We start from the raw sequence: 25,284 nt of genomic DNA on the forward strand, positions 1-25,284 counted from the left end.
TTCATAATTACACTTTCCGCATTATATATTGTACATTTCCTTTCTTGAAAAATCTAGGGATGGATACTTCACTGCACACTTTCAATTTATTTTTGTTATTATTTCTTTGATTTTTTAATAATTTATTCACTTTTTTGGAAGTCAACTCAACGATTAAAGAATGAAAATAAATTGGTTATCAAAAGGATTCGGATCGTTTTGGTAGATACACTTTCCGTGAGCGTGACTTGAATGGTCTATATGTAAGTATTTGATTATGAAATGTTTACATATTATGGATCTCTTTCCCTTAATTGTCACTCTTGTTCTATTGCTTTCTCCAGCTAATAGAAAGGTTATCTGAATTTGTTGCGAGTCAAAATAAATAGTAAATTCACGATTAATTTTGTATTATTGCTGTCATAGGAAGTTGTTCAGTTAGATTATTCTGGATGCTAGGCATTAAGTAAAAGTGACATTTTTTCTCTAACTTTCAAGCTGGGAATATCTCAAGTGTACCCAGGTGAATAGCATTGAGAAATATTTTCCTCATGAGTATAGCATTCCAAACTGTTTCTTTATTAGCATAAATCAAAATAGTACGATTTTTCGAATCACTTATATATAAAAGTTACGAACCATATTTTTATCACACACATTAACAATTCTTCACGATTAAATTTGAAAGCAAATATAAATCCAATTTAGATGAAGAGTACTTATTTTTCGAAGCTGATAGAGGAAAGGAACTCAAAAAAGCACGCCTTAGGCAGTGCTTTTTTAATTAGCGGCTTAGTCATTCTATTGATTGGTTAGTTCTCATTATTTTACATAATAAAAACAATGAAATTATAATTTTATATAAAATTCCATCTAATTCTTTAAAGTTTATCACTAAAGATTGACATATGGATTATGATACCACATTAACTTGGTTTCCTTTAATGATAAAATGAACAAAAAATGTTGTCCCCTGGTTACTCGTATTAATCTTAATTGTAGCGTTATGTTCAGAAGCAACTTTATGACAAATCGATAAACCAAGACCTGTGCCATCTTTCTTAGTACTAAAGAAAGGTGTACCAATTTTATCTATAACTTCTTTCTTTATTCCGCAACCTTCATCTTGTATAGCCAAAATTACTTCATTATCTTCTTGAAATGTTTTGATTGTCAATGTACCTCCAGCTGACATTGCATCAAGTCCATTAAGTGCAAGGTTTAAGATTAATTGTCGGATTTCCCTTTCATTTATTTGTAATACAGGGCATAAATTCAAATCAAGATGCACTTGAAGATCTGAGTACAGGGCTTTCGCCTGGATTAGTGGAAACAAGAGCTCGATAATTTCATTAAGATCTTTTGAAATTCGTTCAACGCTGTTCGTTTTTGATACAGAAAGAAATTCAGTAATAATATTATGTGCTCGATCAAGCTCTTCAATCATAATATCTATAAACTCATGTGACGGAAAATCCTTAGACATTTGTAAAAATCCACGAACAGTTGTCATCGGATTGCGTACTTCGTGAACGATCCCTGATGCCATTTCACCGACCAAATTTAGACGATCTAATCGAGCCATTTCTTTTTCAACCAATACTCTTTCAGTAATATCTGTTATGACAGATAAAAGGCATCTTTCTCCGTGTAAATCCATATACTCAGTCGACAATAACCCTTCTCGTAATTCTCCAGATTTGTTTAGATATTTAATCCTACTACTCTGGACAGGATGGTGAAGATCTGACATATCGACAACTGTTTCACCACTTTCATTTAAATGAAAAATATATTTTAGAGATACAGATGTTTGATTAATTACTTCCTCATATTCGTTATAACCAGAATATGTTAACCAACTCTTATTTACATTAATATAGCGCCAATCAACTACTGATTGTAACGATACAAGGCAAGGTGTTGCTTCAAATATTTTACGAAAACGTTCTTCCTCAAGCAGTTTTCTCTCAGTGACATCTCGAATTGAACAAACATAAATAAGTTGATCTTCAATGCTTGCCTCACCTATTTGGATGTCTGCAGGAAAGATGGATTTATTCTTTCGAGAAGCAGAAACTTCAATAATTCTCCCTAGTTTCTTTGATTTCGTAAAAAATCTTGATAAATCCGGAACAATAACTTTAATTGGATGACCAATTAATTCCTCTTCTGTATAGCCAAACATTTTTGTAATTGCTGGGTTAATTGTTACCATTCTGCCTGTTTCATCAAATGTAACAAGTGTATCCTCCAACGTCTCACCGATTACATTCAATACTTCATTTTGCATCTTAATTTGTTCTTGGTATTTGTAAATTTTAATGAAAGCCTCAATTTTCATCTTTAATGTTTCTGGGTGGAATGGTTTAAATATATAATCGATCGCACCAGCATGATATCCTTCTTTAACATGCTCTAAAGCCTGACTAATAGCTGTTATGAAAATAATAGGAATTTGTTTTGATTTCTCACGAGACTTTATCATTTTTGCTGTTTCAAATCCATCTAATCCTGGCATTTGTACATCAAGTAAAATAACCGCTATATCGTACATTAGTACATACTTTAATGCCTCTTCTCCTGAATTAACACTAATTAAATGATATTCCGGTGAGGAAAGTACACTTTCAAGCACTAGTAAATTTTCAGGACGGTCATCTACTAATAATATATTTATTTTTTTATCAGGCTTGATCCATTTTTCGGTATAGTTTCTCATTAGAATCCATCTCCTCATAACACATACTGTGGCTGGTAAATGCTATATCTTCCTTCTTACCTATTCCTAATACTCCAGATAAAACAAGACTATTATAGAACAATTCGTGCACACGATTTTGTAATGTTGAATTAAAGTAAATCATGACATTTCGGCAAATTATTACGTGAAACTCATTAAATGAGTGGTCTACCGCTAAGTTATGTTGAGCAAAAACAATATTTTCTCCTAAAAAAGTATGAAAAATTGCGTTCTCATCTTTGACGGTGTAATATTCACTAAATGCTTTAGTCCCACCAGAGTGTAAATAATTCTTAGTGTATATTTTCATTTTTTTTAGTGGAAAGACACCTTGCTTAGCTGTTTCTAATGCTGACTCATTTATATCAGTAGCGTAAATTCTAGCATTCTTGTAAATACCCTCTTCATATAAAAGAACAGCCATAGAATAAACCTCTTCACCTGTAGAACAACCTGCATGCCATATCCGAAACTCAGGATATTTCTTTAATATCGGAATAATTTTTTTTCGAAATGCTATGTAGAAACTAGGGTCACGGAACATCTCAGTTACAGTAATTGAGAAATCTTCCAGAAGACTTTTCATCAATAATGGATCATGTAGTACCTTTTCTTGTAACGCCGAAACTGTTGATAAATTTTCAGTATACATCCGATGCCAAATGCGTCGGCGTATCGAAGATAACACATAATTTCGAAAATCAAATCCATAATGTCGATAAATACCTTCTAATAATAAGTCAATTTCGATTCTTTCAAGATCGTTAGGTTCTATTTCATTCGTTATCATTTTAACCATTGTTACCACCTATCTGTATAACCAAACTTGAATTAATGACAGTAACTGATCTAAAAATATTGGTTTGCTAATGTAGTCAGATGCACCGGCTTCAATACATTTGTCTTTGTCAATTTTCATGGCTTTAGCCGTCAATGCAATAATTGGTAAGTCTTCGAATTCGGGCATCTTACGAATTGTACGTATTGTTTCATATCCGTCCATCTCAGGCATCATAATATCCATTAGAATAATATCAACGTCCGGATTTTGTCTTAAAACATTAATTCCGTTCTTACCATTCTCAGCAAAGACAACGGTCATTTGTTTACTTTCGAGTGCCGTCGTGATAGCAAAGATGTTACGCATATCATCATCTACGATAAGAATTTTTTTACCATTTAACAAGGAATCTTCTTTTTGTAAAGTGATATCCTGCTCCTTGTTTTCATCAACAATCTCTAATGATGTTGCCGCTTCTAATCTATGAGGATCTGTTTCTTTCAAGCTATTTTTCTCGAAGACTGGTAAGTATAGTGTAAAGGTACTTCCCTTTTCAGGAACACTTTCAACATCAATACTTCCGCCTAATAAGTGAGCAATTTCTCGACTAATGGATAGACCTAATCCTGTTCCACCATATTTTCTACTTGTTGTCCCGTCTCCTTGCTGGAAAGCTTGAAAAATTAGCGATTGTTTCTCTTTTGAGATCCCGATACCAGTATCTTTTATTGAAAAGGCCAAAATCGTTTTGATCGTATGAATCGCAGGATGAATATCGATCTTTGCTTTATGGATATGCATTGTGATTTCGCCTTTATCTGTAAATTTAAAAGCGTTTGAAAGTAAATTTCTTATTACTTGTTGCAATCTCTGCTGATCAGTCCAAATACTTTCCGGGAGATTATCCTCAATAGAAATTGATAGCTTTAGTCCTTTCTGATTAGCAAGTTGAAGAAATTGACGTTCTGCAAAAAGACAGACATCCCTCAAATTGACTTTATTAGGAAAAATGTCGATCTTACCTGATTCAATTTTCGATAAATCTAACACTTCGTTGATTAGCTGTAAAAGTTCATTTCCAGACTTATATATTGTGTCTGCAAAAATAACTTGTTGATCTGTTAGATTTCCTTCTTTATTTTCTGTAAGCAAATGAGCAAGAATTAGTAAGCTATTTAACGGTGAACGTAATTCATGAGACATGTTGGCAAGAAATTCAGATTTATACTTCGAATTAAGTTCCAATTGTAAAGCCTTTTCTTCAAGTTCTATTTTTGTATTGTTTAGGTCGTTCGTTTTTTGCTCTAACCTCTTATATTGTTCTTCAAGCTTTTCATTCATACTAATTAATTCTTCGTGTTGCAGCTGCAGCTCTTCAGACTGACTTTGCAATTCTTCCGTTAATGCTTTCGATTCAATTAGTAGAGTTTCTACTTGCATACGTCCATTAACACTTTTTACTGTGATCCCAATTTGGTTAGCTACTTGTTGTAATAAGGTTTCTTGAATAGCAGTAAATTTCTTAAATGATGCTATTTCAATTACGACTGTAATTTCTCCTTCAAATTCAACCGGTATTACAATTATGCTTGCTGGTGCAGCTTCACCTACACCAGAGGCAATTTTTATATAATTTTCAGGGATATCTGTTAGATGAATCGTCCGCTTTTCAAGGGCTGCTTGTCCTACAATTCCTTCACCGAAACGGAAGCTTGATGCCCCCATCTCTTGTCCATTAAATGCATATGCTGCAATCGTATAAAACCTCTGTTCTACTGTTCCTTGTCTAGCATAAAAAACACCGTAATTTGCTCCAATCATTGGTGTGATTTTATTAATAAATTGTTGCCCCAATGTTTGAAGATCATGAATTCCTTGATACATAGTTGCCATTTCTGCAATACTTGTTTCTAACCAGCTTTTTTCCTTGAGGGATTGTGTCATATTATTAAACGCCATAGCAATATCTTGAATTTCATCACGTGATTTTACCTCAATCTGGGGCAATTGCTTAACAGCGTTAGATTCAGTAGTCAACCTTTTGATAACTCTTGTAATTTTAGTAAGATTATTTGTAATATTCTTAGATATAATAAGTCCAATCAAAATATTTAATAATAATGCTAGTACACTGAAAAAAATAGTCATCTTTTTCATTTGTTTTACATGTTCGGTATTTTCCACTCTTGATTCATTCATCAATTGCTGCTGTCGTTCAGTAAGATACTTCGTTAATGGAGAAAACTGAGTCCCGATAGGTAGCACATCTGTCTTAAAATATTCTGAAGCTGCTTGTTTACTGGCATTTTCTTCAAACATCATTAATAAACCTTCATATTTATTATTAAAGTTTTGATTAAGTTCTCCTAACTTTAAAACAGTAGCTTTACTTTCAGGCTCAATAGCTAGTGAGCTTGTTTTATTAATTAACATATTCATTTCAGCATTCGCATTCTGAAGCTCTGTTATAAACTCAGGACTTTCTGTTAAAAGATACCCTCTTAAACTACTAGTTTGTTGGTGTGCTAATATTTGTATATCTTTAGCATTATTTAAAATATTGACTCGTCGATTAATCAAATCAGAATAGGAGTTGTTCACCTTACTTAAGTTATAATAAAAAATTCCGCTTGTTGCTCCAAAGAAAAGTGCTACAATCAAAAATCCTATGATTAGTTTTTTACTAATTGTAAACCTCATCAAGTCCTCCTCTTCTATGTATCATCATGATTTTCCTTAATTAGTGAATTTTATTTGTTTTCTGAACAATTAAATAAATTATAAACTATTAAGTTATAAAATATAACAACAATTGTTATATTTTCTTACAAAATATCAACTATTTACATTAATTTAACAATCTTAAATCTCATATTTTGGAACATGTTATTTACTAAAACATACAACTACACAAAATCGACACATTTTCCGACCTTTTTTCGACATACTTATCTAGTTTGACTCCTTATACTAAACAATGTTGTTCTTAATGTAACTAAAAATAACATTGTTTAGGGTGACTGTAGATGAAAATTTGGAGGAATAAAAAGGTGACAGTACTTACAGTGAAAAACAAACAAATATTTTCAGATTATGTTAAACATTCATTTTACGATGAGATGTTTGATCACAAAGGACAAGTAAGAGGGCCATACGAGAAACTTTTTCAACAATTTTCTAGAATGGGAATTGATGAGGTAACAGAGAGAAATTTTTCTATGCAGTCGCAAATGATGAAACAGGGTATCACATTTACTCTTTATGATGGGAACCAAAATGATACATATTCTGAACGAACAATACCTTTCGATATCATCCCAAGAATTGTTACCTCGGTTGAATGGGAGCTGCTAGAAGTGGATTAAAACAAAGAGTTTGTGCTTTAAATATGTTTATTAAGGTTTTTAGTAATTCGATGTGACCAAAAGCAATGTGAATTGTTTACAATTGATAGTAGAATTTCGTTAGCAGACTTGACATATATAAGCAGCTCATAAATTGATGGTGACCTTTACTATCAATTTATGAGCTGCTAAATCTTAGAGCAAGTTTTGAACATTACGATTATCACAAAAAACTGTTATTGTACGCTTGCTCCGTTGCTAGGCAATGAACCAAAGCACGCTAGCTAAGTACGAAAGACAAATCAAAAAACATTTCCACTTATTAACAATAACAAGATAATGATCACTTGGGAATTAGCCTTTTTTATAAAAATTTACTATTTCAATAGTTTTTGTTAAGACATTTCCTTTTGCAAAAATCCAATCAAGTCGTCTTTCCGGTCCGCACTCTGTAGGATCATCAAAACCATTGAAAGTTCCAAGCCAAGATCTTCATTAATTCAGGTTTGAGCAGTTACTCATAGATCAGCAAATGCTCCATCACTTGTTAGTGTTTGATGTGGAAGCCTATTAGGACTAGTATTGAAATCCCCTGTTAATAAAATTGGAATCTATTGTTTAAATTCTTCAGTAAATGTTCAACGTTCTTTTTTAGTCATTGTAGATTCTCCTCAAATGTATTATATGTAGTCTACTGACCTTAAAAGAACAGTCCAACTAAGTGTAGCCTATCTAATAAATAATGATTATTTAAACCAATCTCAAATTATGAAACACAGAAAAAACTCTTTATATAATCATCAATCTTACAACATACCTCTCTTACTTCATTCACAAAACGATTTCTTTGCCTAACAAAATAAGTCTTTGTAAACAAAAAATCTTCTGATGATACGTTTCCTGAGTAAATATTCCTCACTTTTGCTAAACCTGGATATGGTTGAAATGGATAGGTATTATCGTATTCATACTTGCTGGAATAAGAAAACATTAGTCTATTTAATGTTCCACCAACTACTTTTATCATGTTGTTATATGCATCAGCATGTTCAATTTCTGTATCCGAAAGTGTTTTTACCTGTTCAGTTAGTAAATCAAGCGCTTTATGAATCGGTGTAAAATCAAATTGGTCATCTGAATTTCTGTCAATTTCTCCGATGATTTTTCGGCTATTATTTACAAATAACGTTAGATTAAGCGGTATAATTGCTAAATTGGTAAGTTCATAGACAAGCGAAGTATGCAACTTCGTATCCCGAACTAATAGTTCTAAATCAATTTTGTCATACAAATCTTCCTCTGTATGCCACCACCAATTACCGCCAGGTGTTTGATAGATCTTTTCATCTTCATTAGGTTCATACTTAAACTGAATATGAATCGGAACATTCGTCCCCCAAAAGGATTGGTCTGCACCGCGAGGGAGGTATACGAAATGATTTGGCTTTTGACCTGTAAAATAAGCAATAATGTTTTCTAGTAATCTTCGATCCTCGATGGAGCTTGACCTTGGAATGACGTTGATCCCTCCCATGGTTCCAGGGAAATCCACATTGATGTGTGCAATGCACTTTTCATTGATTTCATGCCAATAATGAACAATACCATGTAGAGCCCGCATATCTTCCATTTGAATGTCCGGGCCACCATGCCAATTTGATCCCTCGTGTCAAACCTCCTTTTTTATTTGAAAATACCCGTGCCAATTCAAGCAATAATGCATTACCGCCAGCATTATCGGTTGCACCTTTATGCCATGAATCGTAATGACCTGAGACTAAAATGTATTGATCTGTCTTACCTGGTATCGAAGCAATCGGTAAACTGACTCGTTTGATTCCGGTCCGTACGACCGTTTTCACGACAACTTTGATTTCTTCTTTTTGCATACGTTCCAATAATTGCATTCCATCGTGAAAAGTAATCCCAACCACAGGTATTTTTGTTAACTGATCCACATTTTCAATTGTAGGCGTTCCCCATACTGCTCCAACCGTTTCTTCATGGATTACCTTTTCATGTGATGGCCATATATGAATTAATCCCTTCGCGCCAGCACTCTGAATTTTCTTGACGTAATCCTCATAAAAATTCCAACTGACAACAATCTTCCCTTGTAAATTTGTATAACGATCAATTGCATCAGTACAGCTGTTATAACGTTCTTCACTATAGAAGTCATAAACGGCTTCTCCTGCGATACCTTCTGGACAATGAAGGCTAAATGATCGCGATTTTGCCTTTAAGCTAATTATATCCGAAGAAATCACATTGACTTCCCCATGTATTGGATCACTGAAATAGCTATCAAATTCACACCGCTCATGATACACGCCATACTTGTTTAACTGTTCTAAAATATAATCAGCAGCTATTTCTGCCTCTTTTTCACCACTTAATCGTTCCCATTGGGTCAACGCTTTTGCATGTTTATCCAATTGTTCTTTATTAATCAATTGGATTAGTTCAGCATATTCTGAAGGATTAAATTTATATTTATCCAAGTTTTTCACCCTTTGCTTACGTACAGAATTCATATTAGACAAGTAACAATTTTTAATATTGAATAAAATCTGCAAACAGGACAAATCCAGCTCCAATGACAATCCAAATCAATAGCAACGGCCAGAAAAATTTGACCCATTCCTGATATTTAATTTTAGAAACAGCTAAACTCCCCATGAGCATAGCAGAAGTAGGAAGGATACAATTTGATAAGCCGTCTCCTAATTGAAAAATCAAAACCGTTGTTTGTCTTGATACTTCAATTAAATCAGCCAGCGGCACTAAAATCGGCATTGTCGTTGCAGCTTGTCCTGTTCCAGAAGTAATAAAAATGTTCATGAGGTTTTGCACGACATAGATTCCTAAAACTTGAATCTGAGTAGGTAAATGAGCAATTGAAGTAAACAATCCATTAACAACAGAATCGATAATTGCGCCCTGCTCTAAGACGACAACAACCCCTTTGGCAATTCCGACGATAAAGGCGCCAAATGTAATTTCCTTTGCTCCAATAACAAACTCTCTTGCAATTTTACTAGGTCCATACTTTGCTAAAAATCCAACAATAATTCCTAATGATAAGAAAAACGCTGCTAGCTCCTCCATCCACCAGCCTTTGCTGGAGACACCCCAAATTAAGACACCGAAACCTGCAACCACAGCAATGATTGTTAAATAATGAGCTATTTTTATTTGTGGTAAAGAGGATATTAAATCTGTTATTCCTTTCGCTTCTTCTTTTTCAAGTTCATAAGATAAGCTAAGGGTAGGATCTTTTTTCACCTTTTTGGCATAGCGAATAATATAAGTACTTGTAACAACTAATAAAATGACTAACAAAATAGCCCGCAGCCACATTCCAGAAAACAATGGAATCTCAGCAATCGATTGGGCAATTCCTACGTTGAATGGATTTAAGAGCCCTGCTGTAAACCCGCTGGCTGCACCTAACATGACCATCGCGGTACCTGTTACCGCATCATATCCCAACGATCTTGCTATAGCAATTCCGATTGGTACAAACGCCATAACCTCTGCCGACATCCCCATCGTAAATCCACCGACTGAAAACAACGTCAAGAAAATAGGGATGATAACGAGCCCCCGATTCATAAAGGTTTTTCCGACCCTTGCTGTTACTGCTTCAATCGTTCCCGTCGAATTAATAATTTGAAACACTCCGCCAATAATAAATATGAAAAAGACTGTATCGCTGGCACTGGTCAGCCCTTGAACAATGGCTAAAGGTACATCGATGATACTTACAGGATTTTGCTCCACGGAATGAAACGTATTTTCAACAACAACAGTGTTACCCTTTTCCTTATCTTCAACTCGATCAAATTCACCTGCTGGTAAAATATACGTTAATAGCGCACATACTAAGATAATAAAAACGATAATGACAAGTGTATGGGGCATTTTAAAAAAGCTCTTTAATTTCGATGTGGGTTTTGCTTTCGGTTCAAGTTTAGAATTAGTATTCAATATTAAAACCACCCTTCATAGGATTTCATAAGATTTTGCTGAAATGGTTATTTCAAACTTGTTCCTACTTAGATTGCTTTTTCTTCTTCCATTCTTCAAATTCATTTCGGATCGCTTGAAAATGAGCCGGATTGCAGCATACATCATAAGCAGTCATCGCTAATGCTTTCGCTGCCTTATTTAAACCCTGCATGCCATTCTCTGACTTTGCAGCTTCGACAAATTCAGGAGTATGGGTCGTTGCATCATCCGTTATTTTGATATACGGATGGATCGTAGCTGTAACTTGACCCACATTTCCTATATCAGACGAACCAATCCCTCCTTTTTTGGGAGGTTCAATGACTTCTTCACCTAAGAGTTCCAAATTCTCTTTAAATAAAGATGCTAATTTTTTATTATTATTTCGTTCCGCATAGACTAGTCCCTCTATTATTTCGAGCTTTGCACCCACAGCTTCAGTAGTATGACGAGCAGCTGCGTAAACCTTGTTACGAACGATATTCAGTTCATCAACAGTCTCGGCTCTAAGTAAAAATTCTGCTTCACAGTAGTCTGGTACAACATTTGTTGCTTCTCCGCCTTTTGTGATAATCCCATGAATCCTAACATCATCTTTGAAAAATTGTCGCAATGAGTTAACTGTAACAAAGGTGTTAATAACTGCATCAAGAGCACTAATTCCTTTTTCCGGGGCAGAAGATGCGTGCGCAGATTTCCCGTAAAATTTAAATATTGCATCAACACATGCTAGTCCGCCACGAAGTACCATTGATTGTTTTTGCGGATGGCACATCATTGCCACATCAACATCATCAAATACCCCGTCTTGAACCATTAAGATTTTACCTCCGCCTTCTTCTTCAGCAGGTGTACCTAAAACGACAATTTCCCCTTGAAGATTCGGATGAGCAGCCTTTAATGCTAACGCTGCACCTACTGCAGACGTTCCAATAATATTATGGCCACACCCATGGCCGAGTCCTTTTAGGGCATCGTATTCAGCTAATATGGCAACAGTAGGTCCGCCAGGTTGTCCTTTCCATGTTGCTCTAAACGATGTTTCCAGATTAGATATTCCTTTTTCAATTGTAAAACCAGCTTTTTCTAAAGGCTCTGTCAACCATTCCATCGCTTGATATTCTTGGAAGCTAAGTTCAGGATTCCTATGAATCTTCAATGACAATTCACGTAGTTCATGGTCACGAGCATCAACAGCTGCTTGTATCATTTTTTTCCCTTCCAAAACATCACTATTCATAAATATACAACCTCCTTATAATTCAGAAAATTCACTATTTGATTATTCATTTTACTTTCCAACAAACCATAAGTAAAATTAATGTTTTTTTGGGTATCTATAAAATTTTTTTATAGTTTAAATATACAAATTTATCCAAACCGTTTTTTCAAAAGCAAAAAAAGAACACCTCATTAAGTGTCCTCTTCTCCTACTAAAATATTTTCTTAATATAATTAACAAATGTCGAGACTGTTGCTAATTGCAAGGATGACTGGCGAAATAACATCCATGTTCTTCTTTTTAATTCCTGGCCGTCTTTAAAGATTAAATTATGACATGTTAATTCATCACTTTCGTGAATAAATACCCTTGGGATAATTGCATACCCAAGCCCTTTTTTCACCATTTCTTTACACGTCTCATAACTGTCTACTTGCATTGTAATATGCGGTGGTTGCTCGTATCGTTCATCCCACCAACTATTGATGCTTTTATCTAGAGGACTTGATGAAACATTTTTATATTTCATTAATACGGCTGGTTCTTTTCGATTAATCATCGGTAATTCAGGAAGTTCATCTAAATCTATTTCATTCTTGGAGATAAGGCAAATATTTTCTTCATTGAGGAGATACGTTTGATCTGACCAGTTATAATCCCCTTTTACGATTGCAACATCAATCTCCCCTTCCATGAGCAAATCCATCATTTCCGTACTAAAGCCTGTATCCACATTCACATGAACTTTCGGATATTGGTTCATTAAATATTCTAGAATCGAAGGCAATTTGTAAAGCCCGAAGTTGCTGCTCACTCCTATTTTTAAACTTCCTTGCACCTCATTCCCCATATTTAACAAATACTCTTTCGTCCTGCGCAAATCAGTTAGCATTCTTTTTGCATACCCGACGATATATTCACCAGCAGGTGTTATCTTAATGTTTTTCCCATTCTTTGAGAAAATCAGAATCTGAAACTCCTTTTCAATTTGCCGAATTCGATACGTCAAAGCAGGCTGCGTCATATAAAAACGCTCTGCAGCCTTTGTTAAATTCGGGTTTTCATACAAATATTGCAAGATCAGACAATCCTTCTCATCCAAAACATTCACCTACCCTATCGTCACGAAAAGATATTTAATAAGTGTCTTTTCTAATTGTTCTAGAGGCATATATATGGACCCTCTATCTTATTAAACTCTTAATTGACATTCTATAGTTTTTTCAATTATAGCTTCAATCCTTGCTATTGTCAGTTTTCTGAGAGTTGGCTATAAAATTTCTATTTGGATTCTAATCACAGGATTTTTAGCTTTTTCTGATGTATACATTTCTTTAATATAAATTTTTATCGTTTCTTCTTTTAAGGATTTTTAAAGAAAAGTTGGTTTCTACAACGACTCTTCTCTAGCCTGACGGCGATTGTAACGGCTATAGAAGCACATATTTTTTTAGCTCTTTTACCTCTATTGAATTCAACTATCGAAATAGGGTCTCGAGAAGGTTTAAAATTGATGCCTTACCCCCGATGTAAGGAGATTACCCCCTTATCATTGGATAAGTGATTCAAAGTTAAATATCCGGGTCTTTCAAAGAAAACGATAACTTGACACCCCCTATGAACACTCCAGAAACAGAAGACTTAACTTTACTATAGTCATATTATGTTGGACCTTCTTTTAATACCTAGCCTTATAAAATCTAATACAGAATTATTAATTAAAGAGCATGAAGCTAATGAGTTTTCTGGTAGATTAATTACGCCTAAAGGAAGGCTTTATGACAAGGTGTCAACGTGATTGTAGAAAAGCAGAAAGAATCATCCCTAATGCTTCTATAATCATGTACCGCAAAAGATTCGGTAAGGACGGGTTGATGGCGCAGGCAGTGTAACAGTATTCAGCCTGTTCGGGGGAGTGCGCGTAGGGGCTTGAAAGAAGATTAAGAAGCCACTCTATCACGTTGTAGTCTCCTTGTTTTACTGCGGCTTCTACCCGGTGGTTCCGAGGGATTAGACCAAGGATTAGTTCTACATCAACTGATGCGAGGTGGCATTCTAACACTGTTAACTTAGAGTTTCGATTAAAGTCAAACACAATCTTGCCCTTTAATTGAGTAACTAAGATCAGGTCATTTATTTTAAAAACTATTTTGCTGTGATTAGTTATATTGAAAAGCATAAATTGTTTTTGGCTATGTTAACAAAGGCAGATGGAGTTATATTAGCTATGAGATCTCACTTGGTAGTGACAAGGAATAAATAATTTGTCATATTTGAGTTGGATGAAATTAACTTACTTAAAATGATAATCAACGTTTGAAGTGATTTTACGTCACGACTTATTTGTCTGAGAACAAAAATTTTTATATTGTTATTATTATTTTCTTTCATTTAATCCTTTTGTAATGATTTAATGAAAAATGTGGTAAGAACTTAAAAATTTATCTTATAGATTGGAGAGTACCTATGAAAAAAACGGTAAAAGTTGTCGCTGCCATCATCGAAAATGACAAAAATGAAATATTATGTGCTTTAAGATCTCTCGATATGTCATTACCAAATATGTGGGAGTTTCCAGGTGGGAAAATTAATAAAAATGAGGACATTTACACAGCTTTAGAAAGGGAGATACGTGAGGAATTAGAATGTAAAATTGAAGCTCAAAATATTTTTCATATAAACACACATGAATACGAACCGTTTATTATTAACTTGTTTTGTATTCGTTGTGCAATCACTGAGGGATATCCGATTGCTCGCGAACATTCAAAATTGATTTGGCTGAAAAGAGAAAATTTAAACTCATTAATATGGGCTCCTGCTGATCTTCCTGCTGTTAAGCAATTAATGAATGAAAAGTAGTCATTACTTCATTAATGAAGTAATAACTACTTTTCATTCAGAGTATTATGGACTACTATTTGGAATTCCAATGCGTATACGAAATTTGTATTTGCATACTATAATCAAAGCTTACTGATTCTATAGTGCTAAACCTAGTCGACTAATCCTAGAAAATAACTACAAATATTTAAACTTTAGTTTATAAGTTATGATTTTCCTAATTAATAGCTTAGCAAGTTTCAGCAAAATCTTTTCAATTAATACATATATCTTCTACCTTACTTTTACCGTTTTAATTTTAAAAATGAAATAATAATATTTATAACCAACAATAAAGATTAGTGCCATTCTTAAAAATACGTTCTCAGTCAATATAAACGGGATCGCGATCATACAATCGGCAAATATATTCAACGATATTTTCTGCTTTAATGACATCGATTGGTTTTCAACAAATTCTTCTATGTATTTTTTGTAAAGTCTCGTTCCTTTAAACCAAATTTCAAATTTCTTAGAACCTCTGACAAAACATACTGACGCCAAAAGTAAAAATGGAGTTGTAGGAAGGAACGGCATAATAATACCTAATACCCCTAAACCCATAAAAATGAAACCAAGGAAAATATAAATTATTTTTCTAATCCTTATTATTGTCTTCACATACTTTCTACATTTTAATCAATAGTGACCCAACCCTATACGATTTAACCGCTTCCTTTTGATCCACTTACTTGGCTTGATAGTTAGAGAGTATAAGAGTTATATATATCAATTTAATTTTATCATATTATAGATCTATGGTGTTTTAAGAAGCATCAAATTCTTTCTCACTTAGGTTTCTAGTCTTATTCAGCCTATGATATAGTATTAAGGAATAATGATGAAGGGAGTTTTTATATGTCTAATCACGATGTACATAATAGCCTACCACCAAAAACTTGTTCAATTGAACGACTTGTAACTATGCCAGCAGATGTAAAAAAAGTTATTGAGGGTAAGAAAACAGCTACTCGCAGAAATGGTAGATATGCTGATGTAGGAGAAATTAGGATCTTAGAGGGTAAAAAATTCAGAGTGGATCGCGTGTATTCTCAATCACTTGGCGAATTAACTAATGAACATGCACACCAGGAAGGTTACGATACAGTAGAAGAATACAAGGAATCTATTTTGTCATATCATCCTGGAATGCCTTGGCTTCCGCATATGAGAGTATGGGTTCATGAGTTTAGTCCAGTAAATGAATAACAGGAAATGGAAATGGAATTTTTACTTTATCGATTTTTAATCTTTATTCACGTTGTTAGCGCTATCATATCAATAGGTCCTTTCTTTATTCTCATACCACTTATAAAAAAACTTCGAGTGGCCGGGGATAAAGAATTAGTTACCCAATTGGACACATTCAAATTAGTTGTTAGACTCTCGAAGCATTCAGGTCATGTACTTGTTGGTTCAGGAATCTTGCTCGTGATGACAGGTCCATGGTCTTGGAGTACACCTTGGGTCGTTTTTACACTTATTACCATGTTTTGTTCATTATTCTTTCTAGCCCGTGCTTTTTCCCCAACACTTCGGAAATTTGATGAGATAAATCATAATAGAGAGTTATTAGTCGGAAAGCTTAATCGCACGATTTGGATTTATATTATATTATTACTGACAATGCTTTGGTTTATGGTTGTTAAGCCAACTCTTTAGTAAACAACAAATCAATAGGGAATCCTATAATAGGTTAAAAAAGGGTCTGACTGAATACATTGGTTTCATAGATGGTTCATTCAGACTTTTTTATTCTTTATATACTGATAACTTTCTACTACATATTATTCCTATCAATCATACCTATTATGTCCCTCCAATTAGAATTGCACATTTCTTATTTGACATTCATTACATTATTTATTAAAATATTATTGTAAACGCTTTCAATAATAGGGGTGGTTTTATGTGTGGATCAAATAATCGAAAAGTATCGAACAAAGTTGACATCATTGATGCCCTTTTACATAAAAATTTGTACAAGATGCCTGACGGAAGACAATTTTATGAAGCAACCGAAAAAGAATTAGAGAACATCCTTTTTTTACATACTGATACTGAAAAGTTTTGTTCGGTATAAGCAAAAATGATTACAATTTAAACAGAAGCTTGAAGATCCTAATTAATAGGAATCCTCAAGCTTTTTTATTTCTAAAGGCAGATATTGTTTATTCATGCAAATACAGTGTATGTAGTAACCTACTCTCCATTTTAACTATCAATCAAAACTAAGGTAAAATCATAATAAAAAATCATGGTATACAGGTCTCTCTTTTTAGCAAAATAACAAAGAGATGATGGATAGGAAGGTGTTTTTTCAATGAAAAATGACGATAAATTTATTTGTAATGAAGAAATGGACTATGTAAATCATATGCTGAATGAACAGATCACACGAATTTGTGTGAAAGAGGAAGAAGAAAGAATCAAAGAAGAATTGGAGAAGGAAGAAATGTAATTTACTTTACGCTTACTAAATCAAATGTTGCCGAGTGATTACCTATACGTATCTATTTTAATTGAAATGAAAAGCTGTTAAGTATAACTCAACAGCTTTTTATTTTCTATTATGATCCGGATTTAAATGCGTATTGTTTTTGTAAGGCTTGCTCTTGATTAAAAACTTCTGAAATTGTATTCGTTATACTTTTTGACCCTTTTGCATCGAGCCCTAATTCCCAGAGCATCATCCCGCCAAAGCCGTTTTCTAGTGCTAGGTTTGTTTTCTTTTGAATAGTTGTTACTCCATTATAATGATAAGTGGTACCGTTCATATCAACACGGTCTTTTTCAGCGTTTGCTGGATCCTTATTAAGGATGGCAGCATATGAAACTTGTTTAATTGATAAGTCTTCAGGTTGTGCATAAGAAGGAACCCCTAATACTAGTTTTTCTTTAGAAATTCCATGTTTGTCAAATAGCTTGGACCAGTAGTCAACAATATTTACAGTGAATGAATAAGGAGATAAATTGGCTGCATTGTACTCACCATCCCACTGACCGTCATATGCCATGATATTTATATGATCGACCGTGTTAAACATTTTTGGTTCAAATACAACCGAATGGATTTCTGTTCCAGTTACACTGTGGATTTTTGAATAGACGGCAATAGATATCTCCTTGTCTTTTGCATGTAATTTTTCGCTTAAAGATTTTGTAAAAACTGCAAGATGGTGTGCATCCTCTTTCGAACGAGGATGTTCGAAGTCTATATCTATACCATCTAGATTTTCTCGGTCTGCTATTCCAATTAATTCATTAATAAGTTTATGACGGGATACTGGATTAGAAATCGCCGCTTTAAAGTAATCGTATGATTCTCCACCTTCAATATGATACCAGCCGCCCACAGCCAACATTGCTTTCTTATCAGCTTGATGTGCTTTTTGTACCATTAACCGTAAATTAGATAGTGCCGATTCACCATTCAGCAATAGTTTTCCATCTCTTGCGGGATGAGCAAAGGAAAAAATGACATGTGTTAATTCGGTATAATCAATTGAGGCAGGGTCACGAAAATCCTGTACATATCCGATCAATACTTTTGGTTTCAAATGTTCTATCTTTGGAAACTGTTTTTGTTTTAACTGCTTTGCAGATAGAGGTGACTGATCTGTTTTTAACTTTTTTTGAGTTAAGTTATTTTCTGAGAAAATTACTCCAGAAAAAAGTCCTCCAAGAAAAATAAAAAGTCCTGTCATTATAAGGAGGACGTAATGTTTTTTCATCATTTTCCTTCCTTTCACAAATCATGTACTCTACGAATATAGTAACAAAAAATCGAACGGAAAAATGATGGTAATATCATCCTATGAACGAAATGGAAACTTAAAATTTCATTTTCTTTGCTAGGGGTTCAACAAAGAAATCCATTATCCACTTTAAAAAACTCCAAGCTAGTTTTGATTTGAATGGTAAATGCTCCTGGTAAAAGTAAGTATATTCAATCTCCTGAATTGAGCCTCGCTTTTGCTTAAATTTTGAAGCACCAGCACTTCGATGGCCTAAATAGTGATGAGCCAAGATTTCTTTTGTAATTAAATATGATAATACTCGATAAAGCCCGTATTCCTTATCACGATTTACTAAATAACCTAAAATAGGAGTTGTAAGTACGCCATTTTTCACCCAACACCCTATTACACCTAATATTTCGGAATCCTTACATACTAGTTTGAAATAGAGAAGCTTATTTGTCACTATATTTTCAAAAAAATCCTTTGTAAATTGTGGATTGTTTTTTGAATATTTATCTATATAAAGTTGATTGTATAATGCTTCAATAATCGAATATTCATCATCTTTTATATCTCTTATTTGATAACCAAATTTTTGGATAAGTTTCTGATCTTGATTTAGGACCTTTCTTTGTTTTCTTGTTAACGTTTTTTTAGGATCCCATAAATAAATTGAACGAGACATGATACCTTTATAGCCTATTCTTCTTAACCCAGTGATCATATCGTGATGTAGTGTTTCATTTATGGATCTAAATAGAATCGTATGCTGTGGAAAACAGCTTGTAAGATAGGCAGTTAATCTTTTAACCTGGTCATTTGAAATGTGCGGGTATAGGTTAGTTGACATAAGAAAGTTATTTACAACTATAACTTTGTTTATATTACTTTTACGAAGTATAAATCCTATTATGCTTAGGATATGTGTAAAGAGTTTTTCTAGTCTCCTATTTCCTAGTTCCCAAAGCTCTTCTTTCGCATAACTAATATAATGTGTATATGGTGAAGCCACATATGAATTATTAAATTCTTTTTCATTTATAGTAATTGGTAAAATAAGATCATCGATTTCCAGTAAAAAAATACTTGTCTCTATATTTTTAATTGTTGCCTGTGTACCCTTCTTTATTAAAGGCTCAAAAAATCCCCTTATGAATTCTCCATCCTGCTTTGTTGACCATTCAATTGAATCCATATCATTTGCATTATACAATTTTACCATCGAATTGTTCCCTCATCTCGTTTGCAATCCGTTTACGTTTACTAGCAGATGGGATTAAATCATATGGAAGAAAATGCATGTCGGGGATGACTAACTGATGGTGTGCCCAAATAGCTCCAAGCTCATTCTTCACACTTTCTGAAACTAATTCTTGATTTGCTTTTACCTTAAGTTTTATTTCAATCAAATCCAAAGTTAGCTGGGTTACTTTGTATTCAAGAATCAGATCAGAAGCTAACATGATTGCCCGTCGGATAAAATCTGGAAAAAGGATTCCTATCTCTTTACTATTGTTTTTATATCCGTAAAATAAGTCATCACAACGACCATCAATTCTTTCTAATGCTAAGAAAGGAGATCCACAAGGACAAGAAGTTTTTCTTTCAATTAATAGATCATTTAATCGATATCGAATGATTGGTTGTGTTTTCCTAGTAAAATCAGTGATGATTGGCACAAATACACCTTTATCCTTATCAAGATATTCTTTTTCTACTAATACTAGATCTTCATTTATGTGAAGAATACCTTTTGAGCATGTAGCTGCTAAAAATCCTTCAGTACATTGATACACTTGATGCAAAGTCTGTTTAAAAACAGTTTCAATTAATCTTCTATCAATTTCCTCTAAGACTTCAGCGACCGAAATGATCTTAAGTGGCCGAATTGAAATCTTTTCATCCATTTGCCATTCTGCTAATTTCCTTAACATGGATGGAGGAGCAATAATAATAGTAGGCTGCAATTTATTAATTCGCTCAATATGTAAGGGAAGATCATCGAATAGATCAAAAAAAGTGAAGGAAATACGGCCATTTGCAGTTGTCCTATATAAATTATTGTTAGCGCGAAGAAAAAACGCAATCTTTTGCTTATCAAACAATTTACCTGGTAATAGCTTAGCTAAAACCGTCCCAGCCCACATGGCAGATTCTTTGTCACTTACTAAAAAGACGCCTTGATTTCCACTTGTTCCAGAGGATAACCCTATCGAAATATGTCCGAGCTTTGGTGAAAAATCTCTGGATCTCTCTGCCTCAATTGCTAATTTAAGAGCACTTTCCTTTTTAATTCCTACAGTATTTAAATCATCAAAATGGTTCATCATGATGGATTTATCTATTATAGGCAGGGCTGATAAATTGTTATTGTTAATAGCTTTTTGAAAATCATGATAAAACATTTGATAAAAAGGGGAATGATTCATCACAAATGATAGTTGTTTTTTTATTTTACGATTCTGAAAAGATTGCAATTCTTCGATGCTAGAAAAATTCCGTCTAAACTTCGTTATCAAAAATTGTTTTACAAGTTCTAGTTTATTCATAAACAAACCCCTTTTTCACCTGATCCCATGTTTTGCTGCAATGTGTCGGCAAAATATCAATATCAGGATTTGTTATTGATAAATGATGCAGTTTTTTTATATTTTTTTTATAAGCCTCAACATCTTCGATAATAAAACTTGCTACTTTATGTGGAAGAATAAGCTGCTCATATGCTTGACTAACCCATACTGCATCCGCACATAAAAAGACCTTTTTACCGCTTAGAAGATTTACAAAAATTCCAAATTGTCCTATTGCATGCCCTGTTAAATCAACTGCAATGATTGAGTTATCACCTAGCACATCATAACCCTTTGAAAAATCTCCATAGCATTTATCCAAGACAATCTCTCCTTGATCTATAAACGAAGTTCTCGTATCAATATCATTTGGAAGTAAATCAAGCAAACATCCCTTTAATAGTGCTCTGAATTTACTTATCGATCGAATCGATTGATAGGCATTTTTAAAAGTTAAAATTGTAGCATTAGGAAAATCTTTTAATCCGCCGATATGATCACCATGAAAGTGAGAAAGAATAATCGTATGAATTTGCTCTCGTTTAATTCCGTCTTTTTCTAATTGGTTTACGATTGCTTTTTCTTCCGAGAAAAACACTGGTGTTAATTTCGCATAGATTGAATAAGGGAATTTTTTCGTTGCTTGAAAAAAACGAGCGGCATAACCTGTATCGAAAAGAATATACCCTCTTGTAGGATGCTGTAATAAAGCAACTGTTGCCGGAAATTTTAATCGTTTTAGTGAGCCATTTGGTAAAACAACCTTTTCTGGATGTGTACAGTAACCACATTCATAAAGTTTAAGTTTGTTAATTAGCATGCATTTTCCACCATTCTACAAATTCCTTCGTTCCATCCTCAATTGAAAGAGCTGGACGATAACCTAATTCCCGTCGAGCTTTCTCAATTGATAATGTTTGTGATTGTGAAAGAACACTTACGGTATAACGAGTTAACAGTGGTTCTTTTCCACCTAAACAAATTGTTGAGGTACATTCTAGTAACCTAGCAATAAAAAATGCCTTTTTAGTAGAAATATTTCTAAATTTCGTCGTCTTATTCAATTGCCCCATAACATCATTGATCATATCGTATAAATTAACTCTGACACCATTTGTAATGTTATATTTGGTACCTAAAGTTGACTCCTCTGAGCTAAGGCATAGTAGTAATGCATCAACAACATTCTCAACATAGGTAAGATCAATTTCGACCTCTCCATTACCTATTTTCGGAAAAACTCCTTTTTCACAAACCCTAATCAACCTTGGTAGAATTGCGTTATCTCCAGGGCCAAAAATGGCTCTCGGTCTAATGGTAATTGTCGGCAAACCTTCCTGAAAAGCTTTATCAACTTCTAACTCAGCTAAATATTTCGTTTCCGCATAATGGTTAACAAATTTTTCCGGTAAAGGATCTGTTTCTTTCACATCTCGGCGCTCATCATAATAAAAATAAAGACTTGGTGTTGATACATGTATAAGACGTTTAACCTTCCACTTTTTGCAGCCTTCAATGACATTCTTCGTGCCTATAACATTTGCTGAATAAAATTCTTTATATTTCCCCCATGGTGACGAAAGCGCTCCACTATGAAAAACATAATCCTGATTTCTACAAAGCTCTATAATCCGTTCTTGATTCTCTAATGCTGCTGCTTCAAATGTAATTCCTTTCTCTGTTAACTGTTTACCTATTTCCCAATTACGTCCAATGCCAGTGACATTGAATCCAAGTGAAACCAATCTGTAAGCTAGTTTTTGACCTAAAAATCCTGTTGCTCCAGTTACTAATACATTCAAATATCTTCACCATCCCAGCTAATATCATAAGTTGACTGTTCTAGCATGTTAACATGATTCTTTCGACTAGCCTTCCATAAGTCATACATACAGATGAATTGATAGAAAAATGGAGTTTTATCGTTTTTTCGATAAACCGTATCTTTATATGTAAACAACATTAGAAAAAATCGTTTTATTTGATATATGCTTTTAACATTTTTCATGCTATATAGAAGAACACCTAATTTAATTGCTTCTTTCGTTTCCTTCTTAGGATACATAGTTTCTCGTATTTCATCATTTATTATCGAATGTGCAATTTCCTTGCCAAATAAATGTAACCCGCTCGTTGCTCGAGGATTACATTCTATTGGTATCGCAATACCAGCTTGATTCACAATAAAGTCAAATGATATTTGGCCTGTATACGATAACTTTTCTACTATCATTTTTACAAAAAGTTCAATATCATCTTTTTCACTGTGTTCAAATGTAAGTGTCGCTCCTATACCAGCAGTAAATTCGGATTTATAGACCGCATGTGCAAGTAATTTCCCATCTCTAGCGATGCCGTAGGAACAATATTGTGTTCCTCTAATTCTCTCCTGAATTAACCAAGACGAATTTGTAAAATCACATTTCGGTATTTCATCACCAGACTTATAAAAAGTAACTGACTCAGAAAAACGTGAATATACTTTTTTTAATACAAATTCGCTAGGGAATTCCCTTTCAATAAAAAATGGAACCAATTGCGATGAGAGTAAAAACGTTTTAGGGGTTTTGAAACCCAGATCTGCTACAAATTGTATAAAGTTGCCTTTATGATGAAGTAATTTCATTTTATCAAATTCATCTACGAACACATCACAGTAGTGTGATAATTGTTTCCGGAACATCGATATATAGAAAGTTTCCTCACATGTTGGTATCAATACATCAATTTCTCTCTTATTAATAATTTGAATTAAGCACTCAATAAACCGATGTGTTTCAAATTTTGGACTTGGATATAAAAAGTATTCTTTGCTATATCTCGATGATTTTGCTAGTGCATGAAAAACACTGTCAGCCGTATAGATTTCATTTCCTGACTCTGCTAAGACTCGGCATAGATGAAGTGTAATCGGTGCTCTTGCACCTGTAATCATTATTCGTTTCTTTTTAATACTCAAGAACGATGCCTCCAATTGATAGACCGGCAGATGTACCTAAAAGTAATATTGTATCTCCCCTGTTTACTCTTCCTTGTTTAATCGCTTCATAAAGTGCCATCGGGATAGACGCTGCAATCATATTTCCATAGTTTTCAATAATATTCATAAACCTTGATTCATCTACGCCAAGTTTTTTCCTGATAATTTTCATCGCAGAAGCACTTGCTTGGTGAGGTATGACCATATGTATATCTTTTATTGAAAGATTAGTAGATGAAAATAACGTTTCAATAAAACTAGGAAGTAGTTTAAAAGATAATTTAAATAAAGCTTTTCCATCCATATCAAAAAGGAAATCATCTTTTGTTTGTTCATCATAAAATTTTGGATGTATCTTTGTTCCCCCACCTCTTATTTCAGATAAATGTGCACCCAAACTATGCGTCTCCATATGGGAACTAATAATTCCTGAATGATCATGAGATTTAGATAATACAATGGCGACAGCACCGTCACCAAATAAGATACTGCTTTCTGGTTGATCCCAGTTCAACCCTACAGATGAAATTTCTGAAGAAACCAATAGAACATTCTTATATCTTCCATATTCGATTGCATATGAAATCATATCTAATGCTGACACAAAGCTTAGACAAGTTGAGTTCACGTCAAAAGATGGGATACCTGAATGATGAAGTCCCAATTGTTCCTGGATCAAGGATGCAGTGCAAGGTATAGCTTGTTCCATTGTTCCGCTTCCACTAATAATACAATCAATATCATTTAGAGAAATGCCTGCATCTTGAACTGCTTGTAAAGCAGCTTCAGCTCCCATGAATGATGCGGTTTCCCCATCTACATAGTATCGTTGCTTCACACCGGATTTTTTTTCGGACCATCCAATAGATTGAGAAAACATTTTATCGATTTCTTCAGCTTTTACAATTCGTTTTGGTAAATATGAACCTATTCCTATTATTTTTACGCTACGTTTCATTTTATTGCACCTCATATGTATGTGTATATGTTAAGTTACATTAATAGTAATTATAAACAATTTTTAT

Annotated in this window: 22 protein-coding genes; 6 read left to right on the plus strand and 16 right to left on the minus strand. The window is 33.8% G+C overall.

The window, feature by feature from the left end; all coding sequences use genetic code 11:
• Positions 1 to 892: 892 nt before the first annotated feature.
• Genes GMB29_RS14100 through GMB29_RS14110 form a run of 3 tightly spaced genes read right to left on the minus strand, consistent with a single transcriptional unit; the run spans position 893 to position 6,203 of the window.
• Positions 893 to 2,701 carry a PAS domain S-box protein gene (locus GMB29_RS14100; RefSeq protein ID WP_168733859.1) on the minus strand — a complete coding sequence of 603 codons (1,809 nt, stop codon included), beginning with the start codon at positions 2,699 to 2,701 and terminating at the stop codon, positions 893 to 895.
• On the minus strand, positions 2,667 to 3,512 hold the full coding sequence (locus tag GMB29_RS14105) for a CheR family methyltransferase (protein WP_136354855.1): 846 nt from the start codon (positions 3,510 to 3,512) through the stop codon (positions 2,667 to 2,669). The genes GMB29_RS14100 and GMB29_RS14105 overlap by 35 nt, the downstream gene beginning before the upstream one ends.
• A gap of 18 nt (positions 3,513 to 3,530) precedes the next feature.
• A complete protein-coding gene (locus GMB29_RS14110; protein ID WP_136354588.1) occupies positions 3,531 to 6,203 on the minus strand; it encodes an ATP-binding protein in 2,673 nt (890 codons plus the stop codon).
• Between the two features lie 350 nt (positions 6,204 to 6,553).
• Here GMB29_RS14110 and GMB29_RS14115 point away from each other — a divergent pair, with 350 nt between their 5' ends.
• A complete protein-coding gene (locus GMB29_RS14115) occupies positions 6,554 to 6,868 on the plus strand; it encodes a hypothetical protein (protein ID WP_136354589.1) in 315 nt (104 codons plus the stop codon).
• A gap of 745 nt (positions 6,869 to 7,613) precedes the next feature.
• Here the strand turns inward: GMB29_RS14115 and GMB29_RS14120 are convergent.
• From GMB29_RS14120 to GMB29_RS14140, 5 genes are all read right to left on the minus strand, one after another.
• Positions 7,614 to 8,477 carry a hypothetical protein gene (locus GMB29_RS14120; RefSeq protein ID WP_136354591.1) on the minus strand — a complete coding sequence of 288 codons (864 nt, stop codon included), beginning with the start codon at positions 8,475 to 8,477 and terminating at the stop codon, positions 7,614 to 7,616.
• Entirely contained in the window at positions 8,431 to 9,351 is a 921-nt protein-coding gene (locus GMB29_RS14125; RefSeq protein WP_168733860.1) for a M28 family peptidase, read from the minus strand. The genes GMB29_RS14120 and GMB29_RS14125 overlap by 47 nt, the downstream gene beginning before the upstream one ends.
• Positions 9,352 to 9,403: 52 nt before the next feature.
• Positions 9,404 to 10,840: a YfcC family protein gene (locus GMB29_RS14130; protein WP_227551339.1), complete on the minus strand. Its 1,437-nt coding sequence runs from the start codon at positions 10,838 to 10,840 to the stop codon at positions 9,404 to 9,406.
• Positions 10,841 to 10,904: 64 nt separating this feature from the next.
• On the minus strand, positions 10,905 to 12,101 hold the full coding sequence (locus GMB29_RS14135) for a M20 family metallopeptidase (RefSeq protein ID WP_136354595.1): 1,197 nt from the start codon (positions 12,099 to 12,101) through the stop codon (positions 10,905 to 10,907).
• A gap of 193 nt (positions 12,102 to 12,294) precedes the next feature.
• On the minus strand, positions 12,295 to 13,185 hold the full coding sequence (locus tag GMB29_RS14140) for a LysR family transcriptional regulator (protein ID WP_136354596.1): 891 nt from the start codon (positions 13,183 to 13,185) through the stop codon (positions 12,295 to 12,297).
• Positions 13,186 to 14,549: 1,364 nt separating this feature from the next.
• Here GMB29_RS14140 and GMB29_RS14145 point away from each other — a divergent pair.
• Complete coding sequence (locus GMB29_RS14145; RefSeq protein WP_136354615.1) at positions 14,550 to 14,945, plus strand: (deoxy)nucleoside triphosphate pyrophosphohydrolase; 396 nt, start codon at positions 14,550 to 14,552, stop codon at positions 14,943 to 14,945.
• 255 nt (positions 14,946 to 15,200) lie between these two features.
• On the opposite strand, the gene GMB29_RS14150 is transcribed toward GMB29_RS14145, so the two are convergent.
• Positions 15,201 to 15,587 (minus strand): YbaN family protein, encoded by a 387-nt coding sequence (locus GMB29_RS14150; protein ID WP_227551341.1) that lies wholly within the window; start codon positions 15,585 to 15,587, stop codon positions 15,201 to 15,203.
• Between the two features lie 237 nt (positions 15,588 to 15,824).
• Between GMB29_RS14150 and GMB29_RS14155 the strand changes: the two genes are divergently transcribed.
• The 4 genes from GMB29_RS14155 to GMB29_RS27040 all read left to right on the plus strand — a co-directional run bounded on the left by GMB29_RS14155 (position 15,825) and on the right by GMB29_RS27040 (position 17,427).
• Positions 15,825 to 16,175 (plus strand): ASCH domain-containing protein, encoded by a 351-nt coding sequence (locus GMB29_RS14155; RefSeq protein WP_136354617.1) that lies wholly within the window; start codon positions 15,825 to 15,827, stop codon positions 16,173 to 16,175.
• A 12-nt stretch (positions 16,176 to 16,187) separates the two neighbouring features.
• Positions 16,188 to 16,628 carry a hypothetical protein gene (locus tag GMB29_RS14160; protein ID WP_136354619.1) on the plus strand — a complete coding sequence of 147 codons (441 nt, stop codon included), beginning with the start codon at positions 16,188 to 16,190 and terminating at the stop codon, positions 16,626 to 16,628.
• 247 nt (positions 16,629 to 16,875) lie between these two features.
• Entirely contained in the window at positions 16,876 to 17,049 is a 174-nt protein-coding gene (locus GMB29_RS14165) for a hypothetical protein (protein WP_155443898.1), read from the plus strand.
• A gap of 240 nt (positions 17,050 to 17,289) precedes the next feature.
• Positions 17,290 to 17,427 (plus strand): hypothetical protein, encoded by a 138-nt coding sequence (locus GMB29_RS27040; RefSeq protein ID WP_168733861.1) that lies wholly within the window; start codon positions 17,290 to 17,292, stop codon positions 17,425 to 17,427.
• 109 nt (positions 17,428 to 17,536) lie between these two features.
• Here GMB29_RS27040 and GMB29_RS14170 read toward each other — a convergent pair whose 3' ends face one another.
• From GMB29_RS14170 to GMB29_RS14200, 7 genes are all read right to left on the minus strand, one after another.
• The gene (locus GMB29_RS14170; protein ID WP_136354621.1) at positions 17,537 to 18,700 is read right to left on the minus strand and encodes a glycoside hydrolase family 18 protein; all 1,164 of its coding nucleotides are present in this window, start codon (positions 18,698 to 18,700) and stop codon (positions 17,537 to 17,539) included.
• 100 nt (positions 18,701 to 18,800) lie between these two features.
• A complete protein-coding gene (locus tag GMB29_RS14175) occupies positions 18,801 to 19,931 on the minus strand; it encodes a hypothetical protein (protein ID WP_136354623.1) in 1,131 nt (376 codons plus the stop codon).
• Positions 19,915 to 21,258, minus strand: coding sequence for a F390 synthetase-related protein (locus GMB29_RS14180; protein WP_136354625.1), 1,344 nt, complete (start codon positions 21,256 to 21,258; stop codon positions 19,915 to 19,917). The genes GMB29_RS14175 and GMB29_RS14180 overlap by 17 nt, the downstream gene beginning before the upstream one ends.
• Positions 21,251 to 22,099, minus strand: a complete 849-nt coding sequence (locus GMB29_RS14185; protein ID WP_136354627.1) for an MBL fold metallo-hydrolase — start codon at positions 22,097 to 22,099, stop codon at positions 21,251 to 21,253. Before GMB29_RS14185 ends, GMB29_RS14180 begins: the two co-directional genes overlap by 8 nt.
• Positions 22,089 to 23,081: an NAD-dependent epimerase/dehydratase family protein gene (locus GMB29_RS14190; RefSeq protein WP_136354629.1), complete on the minus strand. Its 993-nt coding sequence runs from the start codon at positions 23,079 to 23,081 to the stop codon at positions 22,089 to 22,091. Before GMB29_RS14190 ends, GMB29_RS14185 begins: the two co-directional genes overlap by 11 nt.
• Complete coding sequence (locus tag GMB29_RS14195) at positions 23,078 to 24,238, minus strand: ATP-grasp domain-containing protein (RefSeq protein ID WP_136354630.1); 1,161 nt, start codon at positions 24,236 to 24,238, stop codon at positions 23,078 to 23,080. Before GMB29_RS14195 ends, GMB29_RS14190 begins: the two co-directional genes overlap by 4 nt.
• A complete protein-coding gene (locus tag GMB29_RS14200) occupies positions 24,228 to 25,217 on the minus strand; it encodes a beta-ketoacyl-ACP synthase III (protein WP_136354632.1) in 990 nt (329 codons plus the stop codon). The genes GMB29_RS14195 and GMB29_RS14200 overlap by 11 nt, the downstream gene beginning before the upstream one ends.
• Between the last annotated feature and the right edge of the window lie 67 nt (positions 25,218 to 25,284).

This window comes from Metabacillus sediminilitoris (assembly GCF_009720625.1).
Taxonomy (GTDB): Bacteria; Bacillota; Bacilli; order Bacillales; family Bacillaceae; genus Metabacillus; species Metabacillus sediminilitoris.